Origin of the sequence: uncultured Anaerovibrio sp. (assembly GCA_902786545.1) — a bacterium.
Taxonomy (GTDB): Bacteria; Bacillota; Negativicutes; order Selenomonadales; family Selenomonadaceae; genus Anaerovibrio.
Window position 1 is genome coordinate 20,704 of record CADACU010000011.1, and the last position, 20,950, is coordinate 41,653.

Annotated in this window: 19 protein-coding genes and 1 other annotated feature; of the genes, 17 read left to right on the plus strand and 2 right to left on the minus strand. The window is 44.9% G+C overall.

Annotated elements, in window-relative coordinates; all coding sequences use genetic code 11:
* Positions 1–105 precede the first annotated feature (105 nt).
* Positions 106–3,375: an ATP-binding protein gene (locus QZV24_RS03520; RefSeq protein ID WP_294520192.1), complete on the minus strand. Its 3,270-nt coding sequence runs from the start codon at positions 3,373–3,375 to the stop codon at positions 106–108.
* A gap of 65 nt (positions 3,376–3,440) precedes the next feature.
* Positions 3,441–3,803: a helix-turn-helix domain-containing protein gene (locus QZV24_RS03525; RefSeq protein ID WP_294520195.1), complete on the minus strand. Its 363-nt coding sequence runs from the start codon at positions 3,801–3,803 to the stop codon at positions 3,441–3,443.
* Between the two features lie 209 nt (positions 3,804–4,012).
* Here QZV24_RS03525 and QZV24_RS03530 point away from each other — a divergent pair, with 209 nt between their 5' ends.
* The 17 genes from QZV24_RS03530 to QZV24_RS03610 all read left to right on the plus strand — a co-directional run bounded on the left by QZV24_RS03530 (position 4,013) and on the right by QZV24_RS03610 (position 20,791).
* Positions 4,013–5,461 carry an HD domain-containing phosphohydrolase gene (locus tag QZV24_RS03530; RefSeq protein WP_294520198.1) on the plus strand — a complete coding sequence of 483 codons (1,449 nt, stop codon included), beginning with the start codon at positions 4,013–4,015 and terminating at the stop codon, positions 5,459–5,461.
* Between the two features lie 11 nt (positions 5,462–5,472).
* Complete coding sequence (locus QZV24_RS03535) at positions 5,473–5,838, plus strand: PleD family two-component system response regulator (RefSeq protein ID WP_290655327.1); 366 nt, start codon at positions 5,473–5,475, stop codon at positions 5,836–5,838.
* Between the two features lie 11 nt (positions 5,839–5,849).
* The gene (locus QZV24_RS03540) at positions 5,850–8,129 is read left to right on the plus strand and encodes an ATP-binding protein (protein ID WP_294520202.1); all 2,280 of its coding nucleotides are present in this window, start codon (positions 5,850–5,852) and stop codon (positions 8,127–8,129) included.
* Between the two features lie 17 nt (positions 8,130–8,146).
* A complete protein-coding gene (locus QZV24_RS03545; RefSeq protein ID WP_294520205.1) occupies positions 8,147–9,337 on the plus strand; it encodes an FIST signal transduction protein in 1,191 nt (396 codons plus the stop codon).
* Positions 9,338–9,393: 56 nt separating this feature from the next.
* Positions 9,394–10,311: a LysR family transcriptional regulator gene (locus QZV24_RS03550; protein ID WP_294520207.1), complete on the plus strand. Its 918-nt coding sequence runs from the start codon at positions 9,394–9,396 to the stop codon at positions 10,309–10,311.
* A gap of 26 nt (positions 10,312–10,337) precedes the next feature.
* Positions 10,338–11,282 carry an ABC transporter substrate-binding protein gene (locus QZV24_RS03555; protein ID WP_294520210.1) on the plus strand — a complete coding sequence of 315 codons (945 nt, stop codon included), beginning with the start codon at positions 10,338–10,340 and terminating at the stop codon, positions 11,280–11,282.
* A 45-nt stretch (positions 11,283–11,327) separates the two neighbouring features.
* Positions 11,328–12,299 (plus strand): iron ABC transporter permease, encoded by a 972-nt coding sequence (locus QZV24_RS03560; protein WP_294520275.1) that lies wholly within the window; start codon positions 11,328–11,330, stop codon positions 12,297–12,299.
* A complete protein-coding gene (locus tag QZV24_RS03565) occupies positions 12,299–13,078 on the plus strand; it encodes an ABC transporter ATP-binding protein (protein WP_294520213.1) in 780 nt (259 codons plus the stop codon). Before QZV24_RS03560 ends, QZV24_RS03565 begins: the two co-directional genes overlap by 1 nt.
* 428 nt (positions 13,079–13,506) lie before the next feature.
* Positions 13,507–13,803, plus strand: coding sequence for a YerC/YecD family TrpR-related protein (locus QZV24_RS03570; protein WP_294520216.1), 297 nt, complete (start codon positions 13,507–13,509; stop codon positions 13,801–13,803).
* 34 nt (positions 13,804–13,837) lie between these two features.
* Positions 13,838–15,022: an ATP phosphoribosyltransferase regulatory subunit gene (gene hisZ, locus QZV24_RS03575; RefSeq protein ID WP_294520219.1), complete on the plus strand. Its 1,185-nt coding sequence runs from the start codon at positions 13,838–13,840 to the stop codon at positions 15,020–15,022.
* Positions 15,022–15,549 (plus strand): HD domain-containing protein, encoded by a 528-nt coding sequence (locus QZV24_RS03580; RefSeq protein ID WP_294520222.1) that lies wholly within the window; start codon positions 15,022–15,024, stop codon positions 15,547–15,549. The genes hisZ and QZV24_RS03580 overlap by 1 nt, the downstream gene beginning before the upstream one ends.
* A 167-nt stretch (positions 15,550–15,716) precedes the next feature.
* Positions 15,717–15,986, plus strand: coding sequence for an ACT domain-containing protein (locus tag QZV24_RS03585; protein ID WP_290655341.1), 270 nt, complete (start codon positions 15,717–15,719; stop codon positions 15,984–15,986).
* Positions 15,987–16,009: 23 nt separating this feature from the next.
* Complete coding sequence (locus tag QZV24_RS03590; RefSeq protein WP_294520225.1) at positions 16,010–17,371, plus strand: PFL family protein; 1,362 nt, start codon at positions 16,010–16,012, stop codon at positions 17,369–17,371.
* Positions 17,372–17,395: 24 nt separating this feature from the next.
* The gene (nth, locus tag QZV24_RS03595; protein ID WP_294520227.1) at positions 17,396–18,028 is read left to right on the plus strand and encodes an endonuclease III; all 633 of its coding nucleotides are present in this window, start codon (positions 17,396–17,398) and stop codon (positions 18,026–18,028) included.
* 30 nt (positions 18,029–18,058) lie between these two features.
* On the plus strand, positions 18,059–18,514 hold the full coding sequence (locus QZV24_RS03600) for an N-acetyltransferase (protein WP_294520230.1): 456 nt from the start codon (positions 18,059–18,061) through the stop codon (positions 18,512–18,514).
* Positions 18,515–18,615: 101 nt separating this feature from the next.
* Positions 18,616–18,844, plus strand: a binding site (T-box leader).
* A 38-nt stretch (positions 18,845–18,882) separates the two neighbouring features.
* Positions 18,883–19,896 (plus strand): 3-deoxy-7-phosphoheptulonate synthase, encoded by a 1,014-nt coding sequence (aroF, locus tag QZV24_RS03605; RefSeq protein ID WP_290655348.1) that lies wholly within the window; start codon positions 18,883–18,885, stop codon positions 19,894–19,896.
* 4 nt (positions 19,897–19,900) lie between these two features.
* Positions 19,901–20,791, plus strand: coding sequence for a prephenate dehydrogenase/arogenate dehydrogenase family protein (locus QZV24_RS03610; RefSeq protein ID WP_294520234.1), 891 nt, complete (start codon positions 19,901–19,903; stop codon positions 20,789–20,791).
* Positions 20,792–20,950: the final 159 nt, after the last annotated feature.

The following is a 20,950-nucleotide window of genomic DNA, read 5'->3' on the forward strand; positions in this document are numbered from 1 at the left end:
GAGGAAAAAGAATTGAGCCGGTTAAGATTGTTTATGGGATAAATTTACTCAGTAAAATAGCTGAGGCAAGAGATGATATCTTGTCTCAGCTATTTTTTGTAGCCGTTATTTTATATCTGTAATGTCAGCTAAGTACACGAAGCAGACAATTTCTTTTCCGTTGAAGGCCCGACAGCCTATGGTTTTTAGCTGTCGTATCTGGCCATCCCGGCGAATAATGTTAAAATCAAAGGTACCCTGAGGGGCTTGACTTTCTTCAATGACACCAATTTGCCGGTCAATTTTCGCTAGCTCCGTTGATGGGATAATATTGATAAATGTTCCTTTGGTATATGACATAAATTCCTCATTATTGATACAACCGACAATGTTTTGCGTGGTTTCATCATAATAGAGAATTTCTGCAGTTGAATCCGGTCGGAAAATCAGTTGTCCGCACTTTAGGCCCATTGCTTTATACTTTTCTTTAAATTCATTCATTATGTCACTGCGAATGAAGAAATGTTTATGTTCCATAACCATTTCAATGGTTTCAAAAAGCAGGTTGATATTAAATGGTTTAGGAATATGGGCATTCATACCGGACCATAGAGCATTGCGTTTGTCTTCATCAAAGGCATTGGCCGTCATGGCGATAATGGGAATATCGGCATAGGATGAGTGCTTCATTCCCCGGATGGAAATGGCGGCCCGATATCCATCCATCAATGGCATTTGGACATCCATCAAGATTAAATCGTAATATCCTGGCTGGGAAGTGGTCAGCATATCGATGCATTCCACCCCATTGCGGGCCAGCTCTACTTTAAAGCCCTGTTCCTCCAATAAGGTCTGGGCTATTTCTGCATTCAGTGCATTGTCTTCTGCCAATAAAATGCGCATATTTTTGAATTTTTCGGTGTCGATTTCCACATTTTCACTGGCCTGATGCCGACGCAGGTGTTCCGGTGCTATCCGGTGGGTTATAGTGATAGTTATAGCAGTACCTTTTCCCAGGTCGCTTTCGATATGTATCCGGCCTCCCATCAGGTCTACCAGCTTCTTGACAATGTGCATGCCAAGGCCGGTACCCAAAATCCCACTTTGAGTTGTATTTCGTTCTCGGGTGAAGGCTTCATAAATGGTATCAACGAATTCCTTTGGCATTCCGATGCCGGTGTCTTTGATGGTTATTTTAAATACGGCCTGATTTGGCGTGGTGGACGACATTTCAGTTACATCACATGATACACTGCCGCCAGCTGGGGTGTATTTTAAAGCATTGCTGATAATATTTAAGATTATTTCCCTGGCTTTGGTGGCATCCATCATAATATGATTGTGCTCCACCTGTAAGGAATAGCTGAAATCAAGCCCCTTTTCTTTCATCTGCGGTTCAAAAACGGCGGCTATTTCCGGTATCATTTTTTCCAAATCAATGTATGTTTCGTCAAGGGTGGCCTTGCCACTTTCGATTCGGGCCATTTCCAGTACATTGTTGATAAGGGAAAGCAGGAATTCATTGGAAGACTGGATTTTATTTATGTAGTTAAGGGAAAGCTCCTTATTGTCAATATTTTTTTCCAGAAGGTTAGTAAAGCCAATAATGGCATTCATCGGGGTCCGGATGTCATGGGACATATTAAAGAGGAAGGTTGTCTTGGCTTTATCAGCTTTTTTGACATCCTGCAGGGACTTCTTCAGCTGTACCTGATATTCCTTCATAGCAGCGTTTTGATCATCGATAAGCTTGTTTTGTGCTTTTAGACGCCGATTGGTTATGGTCATAAAGAAAACTATGAGGATGATGGTAATAATGGCAGTAACCCCCACCAGACTGGTTATTATGTGGGAGGATATAAATTTGTATACAGAAAATGGAGCCATTGGCTGATGACCAGCCATAATGGCATCAATTTCGCCGGCGTTAATCAGTCCCCGGCCTTTATCCAGCATGGAAATCAAAGGAACATTTTCTTTTGAAGCGGCGAAGCACAACGGGACTGTTTCCAGCATTGGCGTATACTCCAGATCAGGATAGGCCTGGGCGTAAATGGCTATAGTGGAACCAAGACCAATAACACCAGTGGCATTGCCGTTGTGGACTTCCTCCAGACAATCAAGAAGATTGTCGCAAGGGATAAAGGTGGCTTCATTATACTTGTTCCAGGCATATCCTCGGTCAGTTCGGCTTTTTTGATAAGCTAATTTTGTGAAGGCATCATTATAGGAAGTGCCAGCTTTACGGACAATGCCAATCTGTGCGTCATAAATGTCTGTGGTAATGATAACATTATCCTGGGCAGCCCTATCGTAGTCGAAATAGTATTGGGCAATCATATCTATTTCATCGTTTTGAAGGGCATCCAATAGTGCTTCATAGGATTCATACATTTTGAATTCCAGTTTTATATCATCGATATATAGAACCTTCAAAATGTGATTTAGGGTATCTACGGCGGCTCCTTTTATTTCATTGGTATCAGTGCTTCGGTAACTGAATGGTGGGTCATCGCTAAGACAGCCAACATAAATTACCGGGTGTTGTTCCAGCCAATCCAGCTCCTGTGTTGACAAGCTTTTGCAGATGCTGGCATAGGCAAAGTAACGCTTGCTTATATCGGTGATGAAGTATGGATTGATGGACATCATCAGTCTGTGGGCATCATTAAGATCGTTTAATATATCCGGTCGGGCCTTATTAACTGTCAGATAAAAGTCATCTGCACCGACACTGCCAAAAGCGATAAAGTGCTCTTTACTGTACCGGTTGGCAATGAGGTTTAAGTCTACCTCACCTTTCCAAAGGGCGTCTTTTCGTTCAGCAGAATTGGCATATTCCACGATTTCTGCATCTACATGGTTTTTCCTCAGCCATTCCCGTAATATGCCGATTTGCTTTGTTCCACGGGTTACGCCGATTTTTTTGTGCTGCAGGGTATCGAGATTGTCGGAAACAATGCTTTTGTTAAAATCAAGAAAATATAGATAGTAGTTTTCCTTTCCCATTGGCTCATTAGGGAAGGACATAAATTGTGCCCGTTCATCAGTGTAGCTTATGTCAAAGGCCAAATCAGCCTCGCCGTTCTTAACTGCATCAATACATGCCAAAAAACCAGGATATAGAACATAGTCCACATCCCATCCGACATATCTGGCAATTGTTTCGATGTATTCATAGGCATAACCGCTCTTTTTACCGGTGTCTTTATTGATTAGAAATATTTCATCGGCATTGTAGGCGGCCACCTTGACGGTTTTTCGCTGAACATTGCCTGCATCCGAGCCGGCATAAGCCGGAGCAACACAATAAGAGAGTAGTTGGAATGCAATCAAAAACAGACTGGTTACCAGAAAAAATGGAAGCTTTGTTCCACGGGGGAGATGATATTTCATATACAATCACTCCTACATTTAAAACAGCAATCTGAATGGCCCTTCGAGTCGATATTTAATTAAGGTTAATATTTTTCTTCCAGATAAGGCTCCAAGCATACTGTAACGATTTTTTGAATATGCTCCGGGGCCTTGTGATAGGCTGCAATGAGTTTTTTATTCATATCCTCATCCGGATCGGGATTTGCCGGACCCGGCGAGACAATGTCAATGGCTGGATTTTGCTTGGATTTACCCATTATATAGCTGACATCAACCTTGAAAAATTTGGCAAAAATATCCAGAACCTCCATGGTAGGCTCCCGTTGGCCACTTTCATACATAGATATGGCGCTTTGGCTGATTTTTAACAGCTCTGAGAACTCCTTTTGGGTCAAATCCTTCGATATGCGCAATTCCTTTAATCTATGGGCAAAATCTGTATCCATATCCTATCCGTCCGTTTCATTGTTTATAAACTATATTCATGTGTAACATTCTATGAGGATAGTGTAATTTCCTTTTTTAAAAAAGAAATTTCCGTTGTTTTGTTTGAATGGTTATTACCGTAGGTTATCTGTGGTAAAACACTTTGACAAATGCTATAATAAATTAATATAGGGAATAGTATGAAAATTCATTGCATAATGGTGATGTTATGGAAAATTCTGAAAATCAGATAGAAGTGGAAAGAACACCGGACAATCGTCAGATAATTGACAAGCTCAGCTTTTTGGCTACGGAGGAAGGGCTGAAGCGCTGTATGGATGATGCGGATTTTTATCTGGATATTGTCAGTACCTTTGTGGAAGATAATGTTTTGGAGCAACTGAAGAATTGCTATTTCGGTAATGATTGGAATGGCTATCGGGTGAAGGTTCATGCCCTGAAAAGTTCATCAGCCTATATTGGAGCGGAGGAGCTTCGGGCCAAGGCCAAGCGGATGGAAGATGCCGCCAGGCAGGGGGATGTGGAATACATAAATTTGAACCATCATCAGCTGTTGGCTCTTTATGAGGAAGTATTGCGAAACATTGATGCTGTGCTGCCAAAACGGATAAACACCGAAGCCGGTACTCAGATAAAGCGGTTTACAATTTTTGTGGTTGATGACAGCCGTATGAATTGCCAGGTGGTATACGAGGTGTTGTCCGGTACCTACAACATAAAGGAAGCCAGCTCCGGGGCGGAGTTTTTTGCCCAGCTGGAGGCAGGCGTTATGCCGGATTTAGTGCTTCTGGACATACATATGCCGGGAGAAGATGGCCATGATATCATTCGCAAGCTGAAGTCCAACGAAAAATATGTAAACATTCCAGTGGTGTTTATGACCATTGACAGTGACCTGTCCCTTGAATTACAGGGGTTTGAAGAAGGGGCGGTTGACTTTATTGCCAAGCCACTGAACCCAGCCTTATTGCGGGCCAGAATAAACCGTATTTTGGATTTGTATTATTTGCAGACCAATTTGCAGGAAGAGGTTCAGATACGGACTCAGGCTATTGTGGATAAAAGTCAGCAAATGGCCACTATGCTTGAGCAGATTGTTCAGGCATTGGCCAACACCATTGATGCCAAGGATAAGTACACAAAAGGCCACTCGGACCGGGTATCCAAATATACGGTAATGTTGGCTGAGCGGATGGGCTATACGGAGGATCAGCTGATTCATATCAAATATGCCGGTTTGCTCCATGACATAGGCAAGATAGGTGTTCCGGACGAAATAATCAACAAACCGGCCAAGCTGACGGATGAAGAATTTGCGATTATTCGCAGTCATCCCGGTATTGGTGGCGATATATTAAAGACAATTACCTCAGTGGGGGAAGTATATGAAGCAGCCCGTTGGCACCATGAGCGCTATGATGGGCGGGGGTATCCGGATAGACTGAAGGGGAGGGAAATCCCTGAGGTTGCCCGGATTATTGGTGTGGCTGATGCCTATGATGCCATGACTTCGTCCCGGGCTTATCGAAATAGCTTTTGTCAGACTAGGGTCCGTGAGGAAATAGAGAAAAATTTGGGCACTCAGTTTGATCCGCTGGTGGCCAGCCATATGCTGCAGATTATTGATGAAGACAAAGATTTTAAATTGCATGAATAGGGGGGCTCTTTATGAAAAAAATCTTGGTTGTGGACGATAATGTAGTAAATCTGAAGGTTGTAGATAAAATTTTGAAGGTCAATGAGGACTACAAGCCGGTACTCATTCCCAGTGGTAAAAAAGCACTGCAGTTTTTGGAAAAAAATGTACCGGACTTGATTTTGCTGGATGTCTTGATGCCGGAAATGGATGGCTTCGAGGTATTGACAGCAATCAGAAGCAATCCTGATTTGGCTGATGTGGCAGTACTGTTCCTGACTGCGGAGGAGGACTCGGCCTTAAAGGAGAAAATAAAAGCAGCCGGAGCTCAGGGGTGTTTATTGAAACCTTTTGACAAGGATGATTTGCTAAAGCTGGTGGCGCAGCATTTGGCATAGGGGGGATATAGATGCAGGAGACCGATACAACTGTAAAATCTCTGCAAATTGAATTGAAAAAGGCCAACCGCGAAATCAAGCGCCTTCAACGGGAGAATAACATACTGGCGGCTTTGGCGGAGCAGGCCAATAAGTTTCGGGAATACAGTGAGCATGCCAAGGGGCAGCAGGTGTTTTACAATGCCATGCTGTTGCAGAACTCACCGAATATTTCCATTATGCTGGATATGGATTTAAACACCGTTATGGCCACTGAGCCGTTTTATCAGAGGTCTACCTATTCTTTTGAACAGATAAATAACGGTGTTTATATTTATGACTTGTTTGATGGAATGATGGATGCCATCGGTCGTCGGCATATGGAGGAGATGTGCAAGGAGACCAGGGATGAAGGAAAAAACATCCAGTACATGGACCGGATGGAGGTTCATGGAATGGAGGAAAACTTCGATATTTATGTGCGTCCGGCCATCAATCAGGATAAGGAAATTGCCGGAGTCATGCTCATAATGGTGGATATCACTGATATTATTCGGGCCAAGGAACGGGCTGAGAGTGCGGATAGAGCCAAGTCCAGCTTTTTGGCCAATATGTCCCATGAAATCCGTACACCAATGAATGCCATAAACGGTATGTCAGAATTCATTATCAGGGATACTACTGATTCCTTTGCCCGGGAAAATGCCATGCTCATTAAGAGTGCTTCGGCATCCCTGCTGGCAATCATAAACGATATTCTGGATTTTTCCAAGATAGAAGCGGGCAAGATGGATATTATCAATATGCCATACCAGATGTCGTCTATTATTAACGATGTTGTTACAATGATAAATGTCCGGCTGCAGGATAAGGATGTGGAGCTTATCCTGGACATTGATGAAAATATACCGGTCAGTCTTATCGGCGATGAAATCCGCATAAAGCAGGTTATGGTAAATCTTTTGACAAATGCCATAAAGTTCACCCATAACGGCTACATAAAAATGAAAATGTGGTTTGAAAAGCTGGAGGACGAGGCAGGCTATATCAAGATATTTTCCTGTGTGGAAGACACCGGCTGCGGGATTAAGCCAACGGATTTGGTAAAGCTGTTCTCCAGTTTTGAGCAGGTGGATACCAAGCGGAACCGGTCCGTTGAAGGGACTGGCCTGGGCCTGGCCATAAGCAAGCGCTTGTGCCGGTCCATGGGTGGCGATATTACCGTGGACAGTATATATGGAAAGGGCAGTATTTTTACCTGGACCATTGTGAACAAGGTGGACAACTGGCAGCCCATGGGGAAGATTACCAAAGATGCCAGCCTTGTCCAGCGGAAGCTGTTCCAATACACCTTTACGGCGGAAGAGGCCAGCGTATTGCTGGTGGACGATAACAGGGTAAATCTCAAGGTGGCCGAAGGGATGATGGCACCGTACAAGCTGAAGGTTACTTGTGTGGAAAGCGGTGCTGAGGCGCTGAACCTTATGACTACCGAGAAATTCGATATCGTCTTTATGGACCATATGATGCCGGTAATGGACGGCGTGGAGTGTATGTATAAAATCCGGGAAATACCGGGGTGCCAATATACAGTGGTTATCGCCCTTACGGCTAACGCCATCAGTGGTATGAGGGAACAATATCTGGAATACGGCTTCCAGGGTTTTTTGGCCAAGCCGATGGATGTAAAGGATTTGGATGACTGTCTCAGACAGTTCCTGCCACCGGAAAAAATAGCAGTATCGGATAAGCCGTTTACCTCCCAGACCGATGATGTGGATCTGGATATTTTAAGACAGGTTTATACAGATGGCAGGAAAAAAATCAAGCTGTTGGGGAGTCTGCTGGAAAATGGTGACTACGCTAACTATATTATTGAGGTACATGCCCTGAAGACGGTGGCAGCCATCATCAATCAGAAGGAACTTTCCCAGATGGCCAAGGATCATGAAATGGCCGGCAAGGATGGTAATTTCGATTTCATCCGGAGAAATTTTGATCGATTGGTGGCCCAATATGCAACGGTTATCGCCCATTTGGGGGACCGGTTTGCTGATGAGCTGTATCAGGATGATCAGGAGAATGAAGAGCTGCAGGAAATTTCCAGGCAGGAACTGGACAATATAATCCATGATATGGATTCTGCCATTGCGGATTTTGATATGGATAATTTTGCTGTTTTGTTGGATAAATTGTCCAAATTCCGAGTCAACGATGAACAGCGGGAACTGATTAGCAAGATGAAAGATGCAGAAGACGACTTTGACTATGATGCGTTAGAGCAGCTGATTAACAAATGGAACGATACATAAATAGGAGTGATTAAGAAATGCGTTCTTTAGCTGTCTATACAGCCGAAATGGATGATTTGGAAGCCGGCATAAAAGAGCTTCGGGCGAAATTAAATAACTTTGAGTTAGGAAAAAATTCTATGGGTATAGTATTTGCCCATGCTGATACGGATTTTCAGGAGCTGGCTAATGCCCTGCAGGATGAGTTTGGGTTCCCTATATTGGGGTCCAGTGCCATGTCCATGTTTACTGAGTCGGATGGCTATGTAACTGAGGGAATTTCTCTTCATGTTTTTACGGCTGATGACTGTACTTTTGTGGCTGGTGTTACTGATGAAATGGATCAGGATAACTACAAAGCCAAAATCAAGAGTACATATAGCCGTCTGGAGGAGGAATTGGGTGAAAAGCCAAAGGTAATTATTACCTACGCGGTTAAGGATGCGGCTGTAGCTGGTGATGAATATGTGGATATTCTCAATGATGCCAGTGGTGGTGTGCCGATTTTTGGCGGTTTCAGTTCGGATAATTTCCTGTTTTCGGATTGCAGGATTATGGTGAACCGGGAAGTGCGCGCAGCTGGTATGGGGATGATACTGGTAGGCGGTAATACCAAGCCGGTTTTGAAATGCCGTTTCTCAGTGGAAACTACTGATTTTGAGGAAGTGGTTACCGAGGTGGAAGGGAATACCGTATATAAGCTGGGAAATCGGACCTTGGTGGATGTGGTTCGGGAAGCCGGCGTTGACCTTGACTCGGAAAATCTGCTGTCAAAATTTGTGGGATCGCCATTTTTGGTAACCTACAAAAAGCCAAATGGGGATGAAATAGAACTGATGCGAAATCTGGCTTCCATAAATAAAGAGGAAGGCAGTGGTACATTTATTGGCAGTGTGCCAAAGGGAGCCGTGGTGCGGCTGGCTATGTTTAGTCGCAAGGATGTAACCAAATCGGTAGCGGAGGCGATTCGATCTGCTGTTGTAGATGTATCAAATGAGCATGAATACATATATACATCGGCCATTATCACCTCATGTGCCTCAAGGCTTATGACCTTTTCCAGTGATACCATCGTTGATGAAGCTAAGGGGTATGCCAATATCATTCCACAGAATATAAGATTTTCCGGAATGTATTCCTTTGGCGAATTTTGCCCGGTAGTGGCCGAAAATTCCAAAAACAGTCACAACTGTTTCCATAATACGACCTTTACCTTTATTGTGCTGTAATTATAGAGAGTGTGAAAAACACCGGTTTATTTGAATGAAATGTATGGAGGCAAATTGTGGAACTTAGGCAGCTAGAATATTTTTGTGCTATCAGCAAGTTGGAAAATTTTACCAAAACGGCTGAGTTTCTTCATGTGTCCCAACCTTCTGTAACAAAAGCCATTAAGTCGCTGGAGAGTGAACTCCAACTAACTCTCATCGACCGCCGGCAAAAGCATGTAACATTGACTCCGGAGGGGAAGGCTTTTTTGCTGCACGCTGAAAAGATAATGAAGGATGTGGACGAAACTCGGCAGGATATGGAGCGTTTTCAGCAGGAAAAGCGGGGGAAAATTCATTTTGGCATTCCACCTATGGTGGAGGCCTATCTTTTTCCGGACCTTTTTACCACCTTTAAGGATATGTACCCGGATATGATTCTTGATGTCAAGGAATATGGGGACTCTATGGTGGTTATGGAAAAGGCTGACAAAGGTGAGCTGGATTTTGGCATAATTTTTACTGATAAATTAGGTGGCAGTGAGCATGAAATGCTGATTCAGACGGACAATCTTAGTCTGTGTGTCAGCCCGGAGCTGCCCCTGTCCAAGAAAAAACGCATTGATTTTGATGATTTGCGCAACGAGCAATTCATTATGCAGCAGTCCAACACATATCAGTATCAGCATGTGTATGACCGCTGTGTGGCACGAGGCTTTGTGCCCAACATATTGTTGTGTACTACCCAGCTGAAAACTATTAAGCAGCTGGTGGCTAATCGATTGGGGATTTCGGTGTTGCCGGATTTTGTTACCCGGGAGGAGACAAAATTCGTTCGGCGGAAGCTTACTCCACCCCTTAGTGTGGATATTTGCCTGTATTGGGGGAAGGATAAAGAGCTGACCGAGCGTGACATGAGGTTTTTGAATTTTATGAAGCATTATATTGCTTCGGAGGAATTCAAAAAGAATTTTCAGTCCAACGAGCTCCAATAATCTGATTAAAGATGGAGGAATGGCTAATGAAAATAATTAAATCCGTTATGTTGCTGGTACTGACTATAGTATTGGTAAGCATAATTGGTTGCGGGGGTAATGCTGTTACCCAGCCGGCTGGTGATGGGACAGAAATCGTCATCACCGATGATGCTGGTCGTAGGGTAAAGCTGACCAAGCGGCCGGAGCGGATTGTAGTATGTTCAGTGTCATTCCTGGAGCCCCTGCAGTTGGTTGGGGGGACGGTGGTAGGTCGTGCCACTTCCCAGATGGTGCCGGAGTTTGCCAAGGATATTCCCCAAATTGGTAAGGCCGTTCAAATTGATGTGGAAAAGGTTCTGGCCTTGAATCCTGATTTGGTGATTATCAATAAAGGCATGAATGAGAAGCTGGTAAAGCTGTTTGAGGATAATGGTATCCCCTCCATTGTTATTAAAGCTCGTACCTACGAGGATGTGAAGCGGGAATTAAACATTATGGCGCAGTTGACCGGTCAGCCGGATAAAGCGGCAGCAGCCATAAAGTCAATGGATGAACGGATTGCAGCAATAAAAGCCAAACTGCCGAAGGAAGAAAAAAGGGTGGCCATATTATTCAGTTCATCCCAGGGGTTGAATATACAGCTTAAAGGCAGTATTGCCGGTTCCATCAGTCATGATTTCGGCTGGAAAAATATTGCCGAGGGTTTGACACCGATGGAGAAAAATCCGGATGCTACCCCATATAGCTTGGAGACCATGGTGGAACAGAATCCGGAAGTGATTTTTGTGGTGACTATGGGAAATGCTCAGTCCCTGGAGCAGGATCTGTTGAAGGAATTCAAGTCAAATCCGGCTTGGAACACGGTAGAAGCAGTGCAGAAAAACAGGGTTTATTTTTTGCCACAGGATACTTTCCTGATAAATCCGGGACTTAAATATCCGGAATGCTATGAAAAAATGGCGAAGATGGTTTACCCAGAATTATTTTAAGGGAGTATAAAAAAGTTGGCTGAAAGCAGTAGTAAGAATCGAAGTATTAAGTGGCGAGTATCCCTGCTGGTGATATTCGCCATTTTGGCGGGAGTAGGCTTCCTGTTTAGTTTGATAAAAGGCTCCGTGGAGATTCCCATAACCGAAATATTGGGAGCTGTCACTGGCAATAATTCCCACATCCATGAAAACATATTTATGAACATTAGGCTGCCACGGACTATAGTGGGGGCCTTGGTGGGCATCAATTTGGCCCTGTCCGGTGCCATCTTGCAGGCCATAATGAAAAATCCTTTGGCTGATCCCCATATTATAGGCATTTCCTCCGGTGCAGGTATTGCTGGCATTATGGTGCTAGTGCTGTTTCCCGGCTATGAGATGTTTATTACGCCAGTTGCCTTTGTTGGAGCCATGTTGGCCGCGGTGTGTATTTATATTTTGGCCTGGAAAAACGGGATACGCCCGGTGCGGATTATTTTGGCCGGAGTGGCTGTATCAGCCTTTTTGGGGGCCGGTATATCAGGCATGATGATTTTTAACAGTGATAGAATACATAACGCCTTGATGTGGATGGTGGGGGGATTGTCAGCCCGCAGCTGGCCTCATGTGGCCATGATTTGGCCCTATGCAGTGGGAGCGGGTATTTTGGCCATGCTGTCTGCCCGGCATATCAATATTCTGCAGTTAGGTGATGATGTTGCCAAAGGGTTGGGGATACGGGTGGAGTTGACCCGGGTGGTGTTGACAGCCATTGCAGCTCTGTTGGCGGCCAGTGCCGTATCGGTAGTGGGGCTGTTGGGCTTTGTTGGATTGATTGTCCCCCATGCTGCTCGCCTGATGATTGGCTCAGACTACCGTTTCTTGTTGCCGGCATCAGCTTTATTGGGAGTAGCTCTGGTTACAATATGTGATACCATTGCTCGCAGTGCTTTTGCCCCTGTTGAGCTTCCGGTAGGAATATTGATGGCGGCCTTGGGAGCTCCATTCTTTCTGTTCTTGCTAAGGAGGGAGCTGTAATGTCCATTGATGTACGGAATTTAGCTGTTGAAATAAATAACAAGCTCATTTTGGATGATGTAAATATTTCTATACCAAAGAACAAAATAACTTCAATAATTGGTCCTAACGGAGCCGGTAAGTCAACTCTCCTAAAAGCCATTGGCCGTATAAATACCAGTTATACCGGCCAGATTGTTATGGATGGCTATGATATTAAATCCATCAGTCGTAAGATTTTTGCCAGGAAACTGGCAATTTTGCCACAGGGAATGCAGGCTCCGGCTGATGTGACGGTCAGACAGCTGGTGGATTATGGTCGGTTTCCATATCGCAGCTGGTTTAAGAGCAATAAAAAAGAGGACGAGGAAATAGTTGATTGGGCCATGAAGGAAACCAAGGTAACTTCTTTGGCGGATCGGCAGGTGATGTCCTTGTCCGGCGGTGAACGGCAGCGGGCCTGGATTGCTATGGCGTTGGCTCAGAAGCCGGAGGTACTGCTGCTGGATGAACCTACCACTTATCTGGATATTGCCCATCAGTTGGAGGTTATGGACATAATCACCCGTTTGAACAAAGAATTGGGGCTGACGGTGATGATGGTGCTGCACGATTTAAATCAGGCGGTTAAGTATTCTGACTATCTGGTGGTGGTCAAGGATAAGGGGGTATATTCTACCGGTACCCCGTCCCAGGTGATGAACGAAACCGTTCTGAAGGATGTGTTTGGGGTAAAGGGTGAGGTGTTTACAAATAGTCATGGTGAGGAAATTCTTGCCCCGGTGGAAGTAGTGCGATGAAAAAGTGGTTCTTAGTATGGTGTACCAACCATATAAGAGCCACTTTTATATTGTCTATTCCAATTTTTCCATATTAAGTATGGAAAAATATTGCGATAAGTTGTATACCGAGATATATTTTAAGCCATCGGTGAAACGCTGGTATGTATATTTTTCTATATAACTATGGAAAAATTTGAACAAATGCGTTATACCGAGATATATTTTAAGCCATCGGTGAAACGCCGGTATGTATATTTTTCTATATAAAATATAGAAAAATTTGAACAAATGCGTTATACCGAGATATTTTTTAAACCATCGGTGAAACGCTCATAAAGTATATTTTTCCATATAACTATGGAAAAATTTGAACAAATGCGTTATAATTCTTTTAGATTTTTACAGAGTAAAGCGTAAAAGAATAAAAGTAAATAGGTGGTGTATATATGGTAAATCCAAAATTGCGGGATGAATTAAACGACCAGCTGTGTGAGGCGGTATTGCAGCTGAACACGGTGGAGGAATGCTATCAATTCTTCGAAGACATTTGTACCATTAGCGAGCTGAAGGCTATGAGCCAAAGGCTGGAGGTGGCCCGAATGCTGCGTGATCATCATACATATGATGATATTGTGAGCCGTACCGGAGCAAGTACGGCTACCATTAGCCGGGTGAAGCGGTGCCTGAATTACGGGGCCGATGGCTATGAGCTGGTTTTTGACCGGTTACCAGCTAAAAAATAAAATCGAAAATATCTGATTGTGGATGGGAAGTATTATGGAAAACAAAGAAAAGGTTTGGGAAATTCCGTATGGAACCAGGGATTTTTTACCAAGGGAGGCCGCCGAAAAGCGGGCTATTGAAACGGCTATTGCTGAAGAATTCAACCGTTGGGGCTATGATGAAATCGTTACCCCGACAGTGGAGCTTCTCGATACCCTTACAGCGGTAAGCGGCAGCGATATGGAGCCGCATATGTTCAAGCTGTTTGATAAAAATAATCGGACCCTTGCTTTGCGGCACGAGATGACTACACCGATTGCCAGGGTAGCCGCCAGCCGGATGAAGGAGGAAAAGCTGCCGTTGAAGCTGTCCTATATCAGCAGTGTTTTTCGGTATGAGCAGACTCAGACCGGTCGCCAGTGCGAATTTCATCAAGCGGGGGTAGAGCTTCTGGGCAGTGATAAGCCGACCACCGATGCGGAAATTATTGCCCTGGCCGTTTCAGTGATGAAGCAAGCTGGGCTGAATGATTTCATTATTTGCTTAGGTCAGGTGGATTTCATAAATGGGCTTATGAAGCAATGTGGTATTGAGTCAAAGGACAAGGCTAAAATCCGTTCTGCCATCGAACAGCGGGATTTGGTGGGACTGAACCGCATTGTGGACCATACGGATATTTCCGAAGACGCTAAAACCAAGGTGAAGGAAATTCCCCTTTTGCATGGTGGCAAGGATGTGCTGAAAAAAGCGTATTCCATGATCAATAACGAGCAATCCCGCAAGGCGCTGGATAACCTGTCAGAGATATATACCCTGCTTGAGGCCTATAATGTGGCTGAGTATATTACCTTTGATTTGGGCGTTATCCGCGATTTCAGTTACTATACCGGTATGGTGTTTGAGGCATATACCCCAGGCTTGGGGTATCCGTTGTGTGGTGGTGGCCGATATGACAATATGCTGACCGATTTTGGGACGGAATTGTCAGCTACCGGATTTGCTGTGGGAATTGAGCGGATAATGCTGGCCTTGGAGCGCCATGGACTAAAATGTGAGAAAAAGCAGCGGGATGTGTATGTAGCTTTTGCCGCCGGCAAAGCAACTGAGGCGATAAAGGCTGTACAGAAATTGCGCCGGGCTGGTGAGGCCTGTGAGTTGGCTCCCGGACCATCCAGTGAGCCGGAAGCGGAAGAATGCCGTGGGGGAAAGGGATATCAGCAGCTGATATATATCAAATAATGAGCAGTAGAGTAGTACAGTTTTTTCGGGGAATATCAGCCAAGGCCCCGAACCGGGATGAGCAAAATATGATTAGTGACCTGTTGCCTGCTAAAGCACGCCAGGCTTTTTATCGAATGAATTTAGCTGATCAGCGGCATTCGTTAAATGTATTGGCAGATGCCCGAGCGTTGGCCGGTGCAGTGAAAAATATTGATATGGCTCTCTTGCAGCGGTGCTGCCTCCTGCATGATATAGGCCGGGGCCCGGACATGGATTCGTTGAAAAAATCATATGCTGTTTTACTGGATAAATTTTTTCATAACTGGGCGATGAAACAAGGTCAGGCCGCCAGCAAGGCCCCGATAAAGGATATGATGTATAGGTATTATCATCATGCTGAACTGAGTTGCAAGCTGTTACAGGAAATGGGACTGGACCGGGAGGCCAGAATAGTATTACGGCATCATAGTGGTGAAAAAACAAATTTGTCGTCAGATGAGGTGGCAATTCTGGATTTATTGATGCAGGCTGATGAAATGAATTAAAAGTAATGTGTTGTTGTATATTTATACATAAAGTGGTATAATTACACAATACTGTATTTATGCTTAGTAAAATGAGACTTACTCAGTTGAAGCTTTAAAACCCAACTGAATGTAGTCGAACAAAGCCCCGTGGCAAATAATATCGGATAAAGGGAGAGAATGAAATCATGAAATTAGTAGTAACTATCTTCGGAAAAGACCAGGTAGGGATTATCGCCAATGTCAGTGGGATTTTGGCCACCAAGAAGGTCAATATTACCAGTGTAAACCAGAATATCGTAGATGGTTTTTTCAATATGGTCATGATGGCTGAACTTACCGATAACTCGGTTAAGCTGGCAGATATTCAGAAGCTCCTGAAAGAAAAAGGACAGGAAATGAATCTGGAAATTAAGGTCCAAAATCAGGAAATATTCAATATTATGCACAATGTCTGATGTAAGCTGTGGAGGTCTGCCAAGTGATTACCGTTGACAATATTTTAGAAACAAACCGTATGATTACGGAAAACAAGCTGGATGTGCGTACCATCACCATGGGGATTTCTCTCCGGGATTGCGCTCATCCCAATATCAATCAGTTTTGCAAAAATGTCTATGACAAGATTACCAAGAGTGCTGAATTTTTGGTTAAGACCGGTGAGGATATCGAGGCTAAATACGGTATTCCAATAATTCATAAGCGTATTTCTGTTACGCCGATTGCCATTGCAGCCGAAGCCTGTGAAACGGATTCTTATGTGCCGGTGGCCGAGGTGTTGGACAAGGCTGCCAAGGAAGTTGGGGTTAATTTTATCGGTGGATTTTCAGCTTTGGTGGAGAAGGGTTTTACCAAAGGGGATAAAATCCTTATCGACTCCATTCCCCAGGCCCTGTCTTCCACCGAGGTGGTTTGTTCGTCTGTAAATCTTGGTTCCACCAAGGCTGGTATAAATATGGACTGTGTCCGCCAGATGGGGGAGGTTATCAAGCGTACAGCTGAGCTGACCCGGGATCAGGATGCCATTGGCTGTGCCAAACTGGTGGTATTCTGTAATGCACCGGGGGATAATCCATTTATGGCCGGAGCTTTCCACGGAGTTAGTGAGGCTGAAAAGGTAGTCAGTGTCGGGGTCAGTGGTCCGGGGGTAGTAAAACATGCTCTGGAAGATTTGAAGGGGGCCGATTTTACTGAGGTAGCTGAAACAATCAAGAAGACAGCCTTTAAGATTACCAGAGTGGGGCAGTTGGTAGCCCGCGAGGCTTCCCGCCGTTTGGGGGTTCCGTTTGGCATTATAGATTTGTCTTTGGCACCAACACCGGCTGTAGGTGACTCTGTGGCCAATGTGTTGGAGGAAATGGGACTGGAAAGCTGTGGTGCACCAGGTACTACGGCGGCCTTGGCTCTGTTGAATGATGCGGTGAAAAAGGGTGGCCTTATGGCGTCATCCCATGTAGGAGGTCTCTCCGGAGCATTTATCCCGGTCAGTGAGGACCAGGGAATGATAGATGCCATTGAGTGCGGTTCATTGTCCATTGAGAAGCTGGAGGCCATGACCTGCGTCTGCTCAGTGGGACTGGATATGATAGCTGTAGAGGGTGATACTACTGCTGCTACTATTTCGGGAATAATTGCCGATGAAGCAGCTATCGGTATGATAAATAACAAAACCACTGCTGTTCGGGTGATTCCGGTTCCTGGTAAAAAAGTAGGTGACAGTGTGGAGTTTGGTGGCCTTTTGGGTCGCTGTCCTATTGTTCCGGTTCGCAGTCAGTGGAGTTCAGAGGCCTTTATTGCACGAGGTGGCCGTATTCCGGCGCCGTTGCGCAGCTTGACCAACTGATGTCGGTTTATCTGGGGACATATTATGCGCGTAACCAAACAAATCAAGGAACAACAAATAAAAATTTTAGGGGAACTGTATAAGGATACCAAACCGGCCCTTATTTTCAAAAATCCCTTTGAACTATTGATTGCGGTTATTTTATCGGCCCAGTGTACCGACAAACGGGTGAATATTACCACGGCCCGTCTGTTTAAAAAGGCGCCTGATGCTCAGTCTATTGTGAATATGGGACTTACGGCCCTGGAACAGGAGATAAGGGATTGTGGACTATATCGCAACAAGGCTAAAAATATAATGGCCACCTGTCAGACGCTGGTGGATAAATTTGCCGGACAGGTACCGGAGGATTATGATATTCTGCTGACATTGCCTGGTGTGGGACGCAAGACGGCTAATGTGGTAACCAGTATTGCCTTTGAGCGACCGGCTATTGCAGTGGATACCCATGTATTTCGGGTAGCTAATCGACTGAAGCTGGCTCCCGGTGATACTCCTCTGAAGGTGGAGCAGGGACTGATGAAAGCTATTCCCAAGGACAAGTGGTCAGCAGCGCATCATTGGCTTATTTGGCATGGTCGCAAGCTGTGCAAGGCCCGAAAGCCCCTGTGCGGGGAATGTCCACTAAATGAACTGTGTCCAGGCTGTGAACTGTGATTTATACCGTGGTTTTTGGAGTGAAGTAATTTGATTTATCGTAAAGCAAAATTTGTTGATATAGAAGAAATATATGAGCTGGTTAACCATTATGCCGACGAAGGGCTGATGTTGGCCCGGTCTCGTAATGCCCTGTATGAATCCCTGCGGGATATGATAGTGGCCGTGGACGAGCAAGATGGTATAGTAGGTGTGGGCGGTCTGCATATTACTTGGGAAAATATGGCTGAGATTCGCTCGTTGGCTGTAGACCCGGCTCATAGCCGGCAGGGCATTGGCCGGAAAATTGTTCGTGGCCTCATTGAAGAAGGTCAGGAACTGGGGATAACGGAGGTATTTACCTTGACCTATCAGGATAAGTTCTTTGCCAAATGTGGTTTTAGTGAAATAAGCAAAAATGACCTGCCACATAAAATTTGGAAGGAATGTATTGATTGTCCAAAGTTTCCTAATTGTAACGAAATAGCTATGATATACAGGGTGTGAGTTTGATTGGCCTGCAGGAAAATAATTCTGATCAATATGCTTGACACAAAAATATGATTTAGCTATAATAACAGATGTGAATTGTAAAGTATGTTCATATTGAAAAGGCATTGAGCGGGAGAAGTAATCAGCAGACCCTTTCAGAGAGCTGTGGGGAGGTGCAACACAGCAGGAGAAACTGACGAAATACACCCGTGAGCTGCAGGCTGAACCTAATAGTAGGCCTTGCCGGGCGCCTCCGTTACCATGGGCTAGGGTATGTTAGTACCTGATGAGAGTGGCTTGCCAAGGCAAGCAGGGTGGTACCGCGAGTTGTAGCTCGTCCCTGTTGTAGGGGCGGGCTTTTTTATTTAGCAGGAGGAATTATTATGATTATTGTAATGTCACCAAATTCAACGGAAGCGGATTTAGAGAAGGTAAAAATTAAAATCAAATCAGAGGGTCTGGAATATCATCTGTCCACCGGTACTTCCCGGACTATTGTGGGGGTTATTGGCGATAAAAAGGCCATCAGCAATCTGGAAATGCATTGTGCACTGCCAGGGGTAGAAAAAACAGTTCGCATAACTGAAAAATACAAGCTGGTAAGCCGGGAATTTAAAAATGAAGACTCTGTTATAGATATTGGCGGTGTAAAAATCGGTGGCGGACATCCGGTGGTAATGGCCGGCCCTTGTGCCGTCGAAAGCATGGATCAGCTGATGGAGGCGGCCAAGGCTGTTGCCGAGGGAGGTGCCCAGTTCCTGCGGGGTGGTGCATTTAAACCACGGACTTCCCCATATGATTTTCAGGGCATGGCCGAGGAAGGGCTGAAAATGCTTCGTCAGGCGGCTGATAAATATAATTTGAAGGTGGTTACCGAGGTACTGGATCAGCGTACTGTGGAGGAAGTGGCAGAATATGCCGATGTGCTTCAGATTGGGGCCAGAAATATGCAGAACTTCCAGTTGCTGAAGGAAGTAGGTAGCTGCGGTCGTCCGGTATTGTTAAAGCGTGGTTTATGTGCTACTATCAACGAGTGGCTGAATGCAGCTGAATATGTTATGAGTGCCGGTTGTGATGATGTGATTTTCTGTGAGCGGGGAATCCGTACCTACGAAACCTATACCAGAAATACATTGGACCTCAGTGCGGTAGTAGCGGTTAAGGAGCTGTCCCATTTACCAATTATTGTTGACCCTAGTCATGGTACTGGACGGCGCAGTATGGTGCGGCCAATGGCCAAGGCAGCGATTGCTGCTGGGGCTGACGGCCTGATTATTGAGGTTCATCCACATCCGGAGGTGGCTCTTTGCGATGGGGATCAGTCCTTGACTCCGGCAGAGTTTAACAAGGTGATGGACGAGATAAAGCGTATGTCCGAGATATTGAGAGGGGAGTAATCATATGGCCAGGTTAAATCTTGCCATTATTGGTGTCGGCCTGATTGGTGGTTCACTGGGGCTATGCCTGAAGGATAAGCTGGGCGATGATATCTATATCACGGGGCAATGCCGTACTAAAAGCTCCATGGATAAAGCCAAGGAGCTGGGGGCAGTGGATTTTGTATCCGACGATATTCAGCAGGTGGTACAGGATGCCGATGTGATTTTTCTCAGTACTCCGGTGTTGCAGATGGTACCTATGGTGAAAAAGATGCTTCCTTTTTTAAAAAAAGGAGCAATTATTACCGATGCCGGCAGTACAAAGCAGTTCATTTGGAATAGCCTGAAGGAACTTTTGCCAAAGGATATTTATTATATTGCCGGACATCCTATGACCGGCCGGGAAATGAGTGGCGTAACGGCTGCCAAGAAGGATTTATTTGAGAATAAATGCTATGTAATTGTAGAGAACACTGGTGCACCAAAGGAAGCCCATGATAAAATATGCGATTTGGTTAAGCTAACCGGAGCCAATCTCACTACTCTGGATATTGCTAAGCACGATCGTTGTGCTTCGGTGATAAGTCATATTCCTCATGTGACAGCAGCCAGCCTGGTGACACTGCTTAATCGCAGCCATGGTGACAAGGAGGCCTGCCTGAAATTGGCGGGAGGCGGTTTTAAGGATACTACCCGTATAGCCTCATCCAATGCGGATATGTGGGCAGACATCTGTATGACTAATCAGGAGGCCATTACAAATCACCTGAAACTTTTACAGGGGATTTTGGCTGAGGTGGTGGTTGCCATCGAAAGCGGTGACCGTCAGGCCGTTCATGATTTTTTTGCCGAGTCAAAAAAACGGCGTGACAGTATTTTGGAACAAACAAAGGATATGTATGAACTGATTTAAGCAGCAAGCCCTTGCCCTATAGGCAAGGGCTTTAGTCTTATTTTACCAATATATACAATGTGGTGAAGGAAAAAATAGATTGTTGTCGAATATAGACATTATTGAAGCGTGTATTATTGTGATGTGGTTTAATCGTTGCGTGACTTAATGACCACATTG

Coding starts and splice junctions, on each gene's coding strand:
- QZV24_RS03565 (WP_294520213.1), top strand. CDS start 12,299: ATGTCCATTGATGTACGGAATTTAGCTGTTGAAATAAATAACAAGCTC.
- hisZ (WP_294520219.1), top strand. CDS start 13,838: ATGGAAAACAAAGAAAAGGTTTGGGAAATTCCGTATGGAACCAGGGAT.
- QZV24_RS03535 (WP_290655327.1), top strand. CDS start 5,473: ATGAAAAAAATCTTGGTTGTGGACGATAATGTAGTAAATCTGAAGGTT.
- QZV24_RS03530 (WP_294520198.1), top strand. CDS start 4,013: ATGGAAAATTCTGAAAATCAGATAGAAGTGGAAAGAACACCGGACAAT.
- QZV24_RS03585 (WP_290655341.1), top strand. CDS start 15,717: ATGAAATTAGTAGTAACTATCTTCGGAAAAGACCAGGTAGGGATTATC.
- QZV24_RS03610 (WP_294520234.1), top strand. CDS start 19,901: ATGGCCAGGTTAAATCTTGCCATTATTGGTGTCGGCCTGATTGGTGGT.
- QZV24_RS03555 (WP_294520210.1), top strand. CDS start 10,338: ATGAAAATAATTAAATCCGTTATGTTGCTGGTACTGACTATAGTATTG.
- QZV24_RS03545 (WP_294520205.1), top strand. CDS start 8,147: ATGCGTTCTTTAGCTGTCTATACAGCCGAAATGGATGATTTGGAAGCC.
- QZV24_RS03525 (WP_294520195.1), bottom strand. CDS start 3,803: ATGGATACAGATTTTGCCCATAGATTAAAGGAATTGCGCATATCGAAG.
- aroF (WP_290655348.1), top strand. CDS start 18,883: ATGATTATTGTAATGTCACCAAATTCAACGGAAGCGGATTTAGAGAAG.
- QZV24_RS03570 (WP_294520216.1), top strand. CDS start 13,507: ATGGTAAATCCAAAATTGCGGGATGAATTAAACGACCAGCTGTGTGAG.
- QZV24_RS03520 (WP_294520192.1), bottom strand. CDS start 3,375: ATGAAATATCATCTCCCCCGTGGAACAAAGCTTCCATTTTTTCTGGTA.
- nth (WP_294520227.1), top strand. CDS start 17,396: ATGCGCGTAACCAAACAAATCAAGGAACAACAAATAAAAATTTTAGGG.
- QZV24_RS03580 (WP_294520222.1), top strand. CDS start 15,022: ATGAGCAGTAGAGTAGTACAGTTTTTTCGGGGAATATCAGCCAAGGCC.
- QZV24_RS03540 (WP_294520202.1), top strand. CDS start 5,850: ATGCAGGAGACCGATACAACTGTAAAATCTCTGCAAATTGAATTGAAA.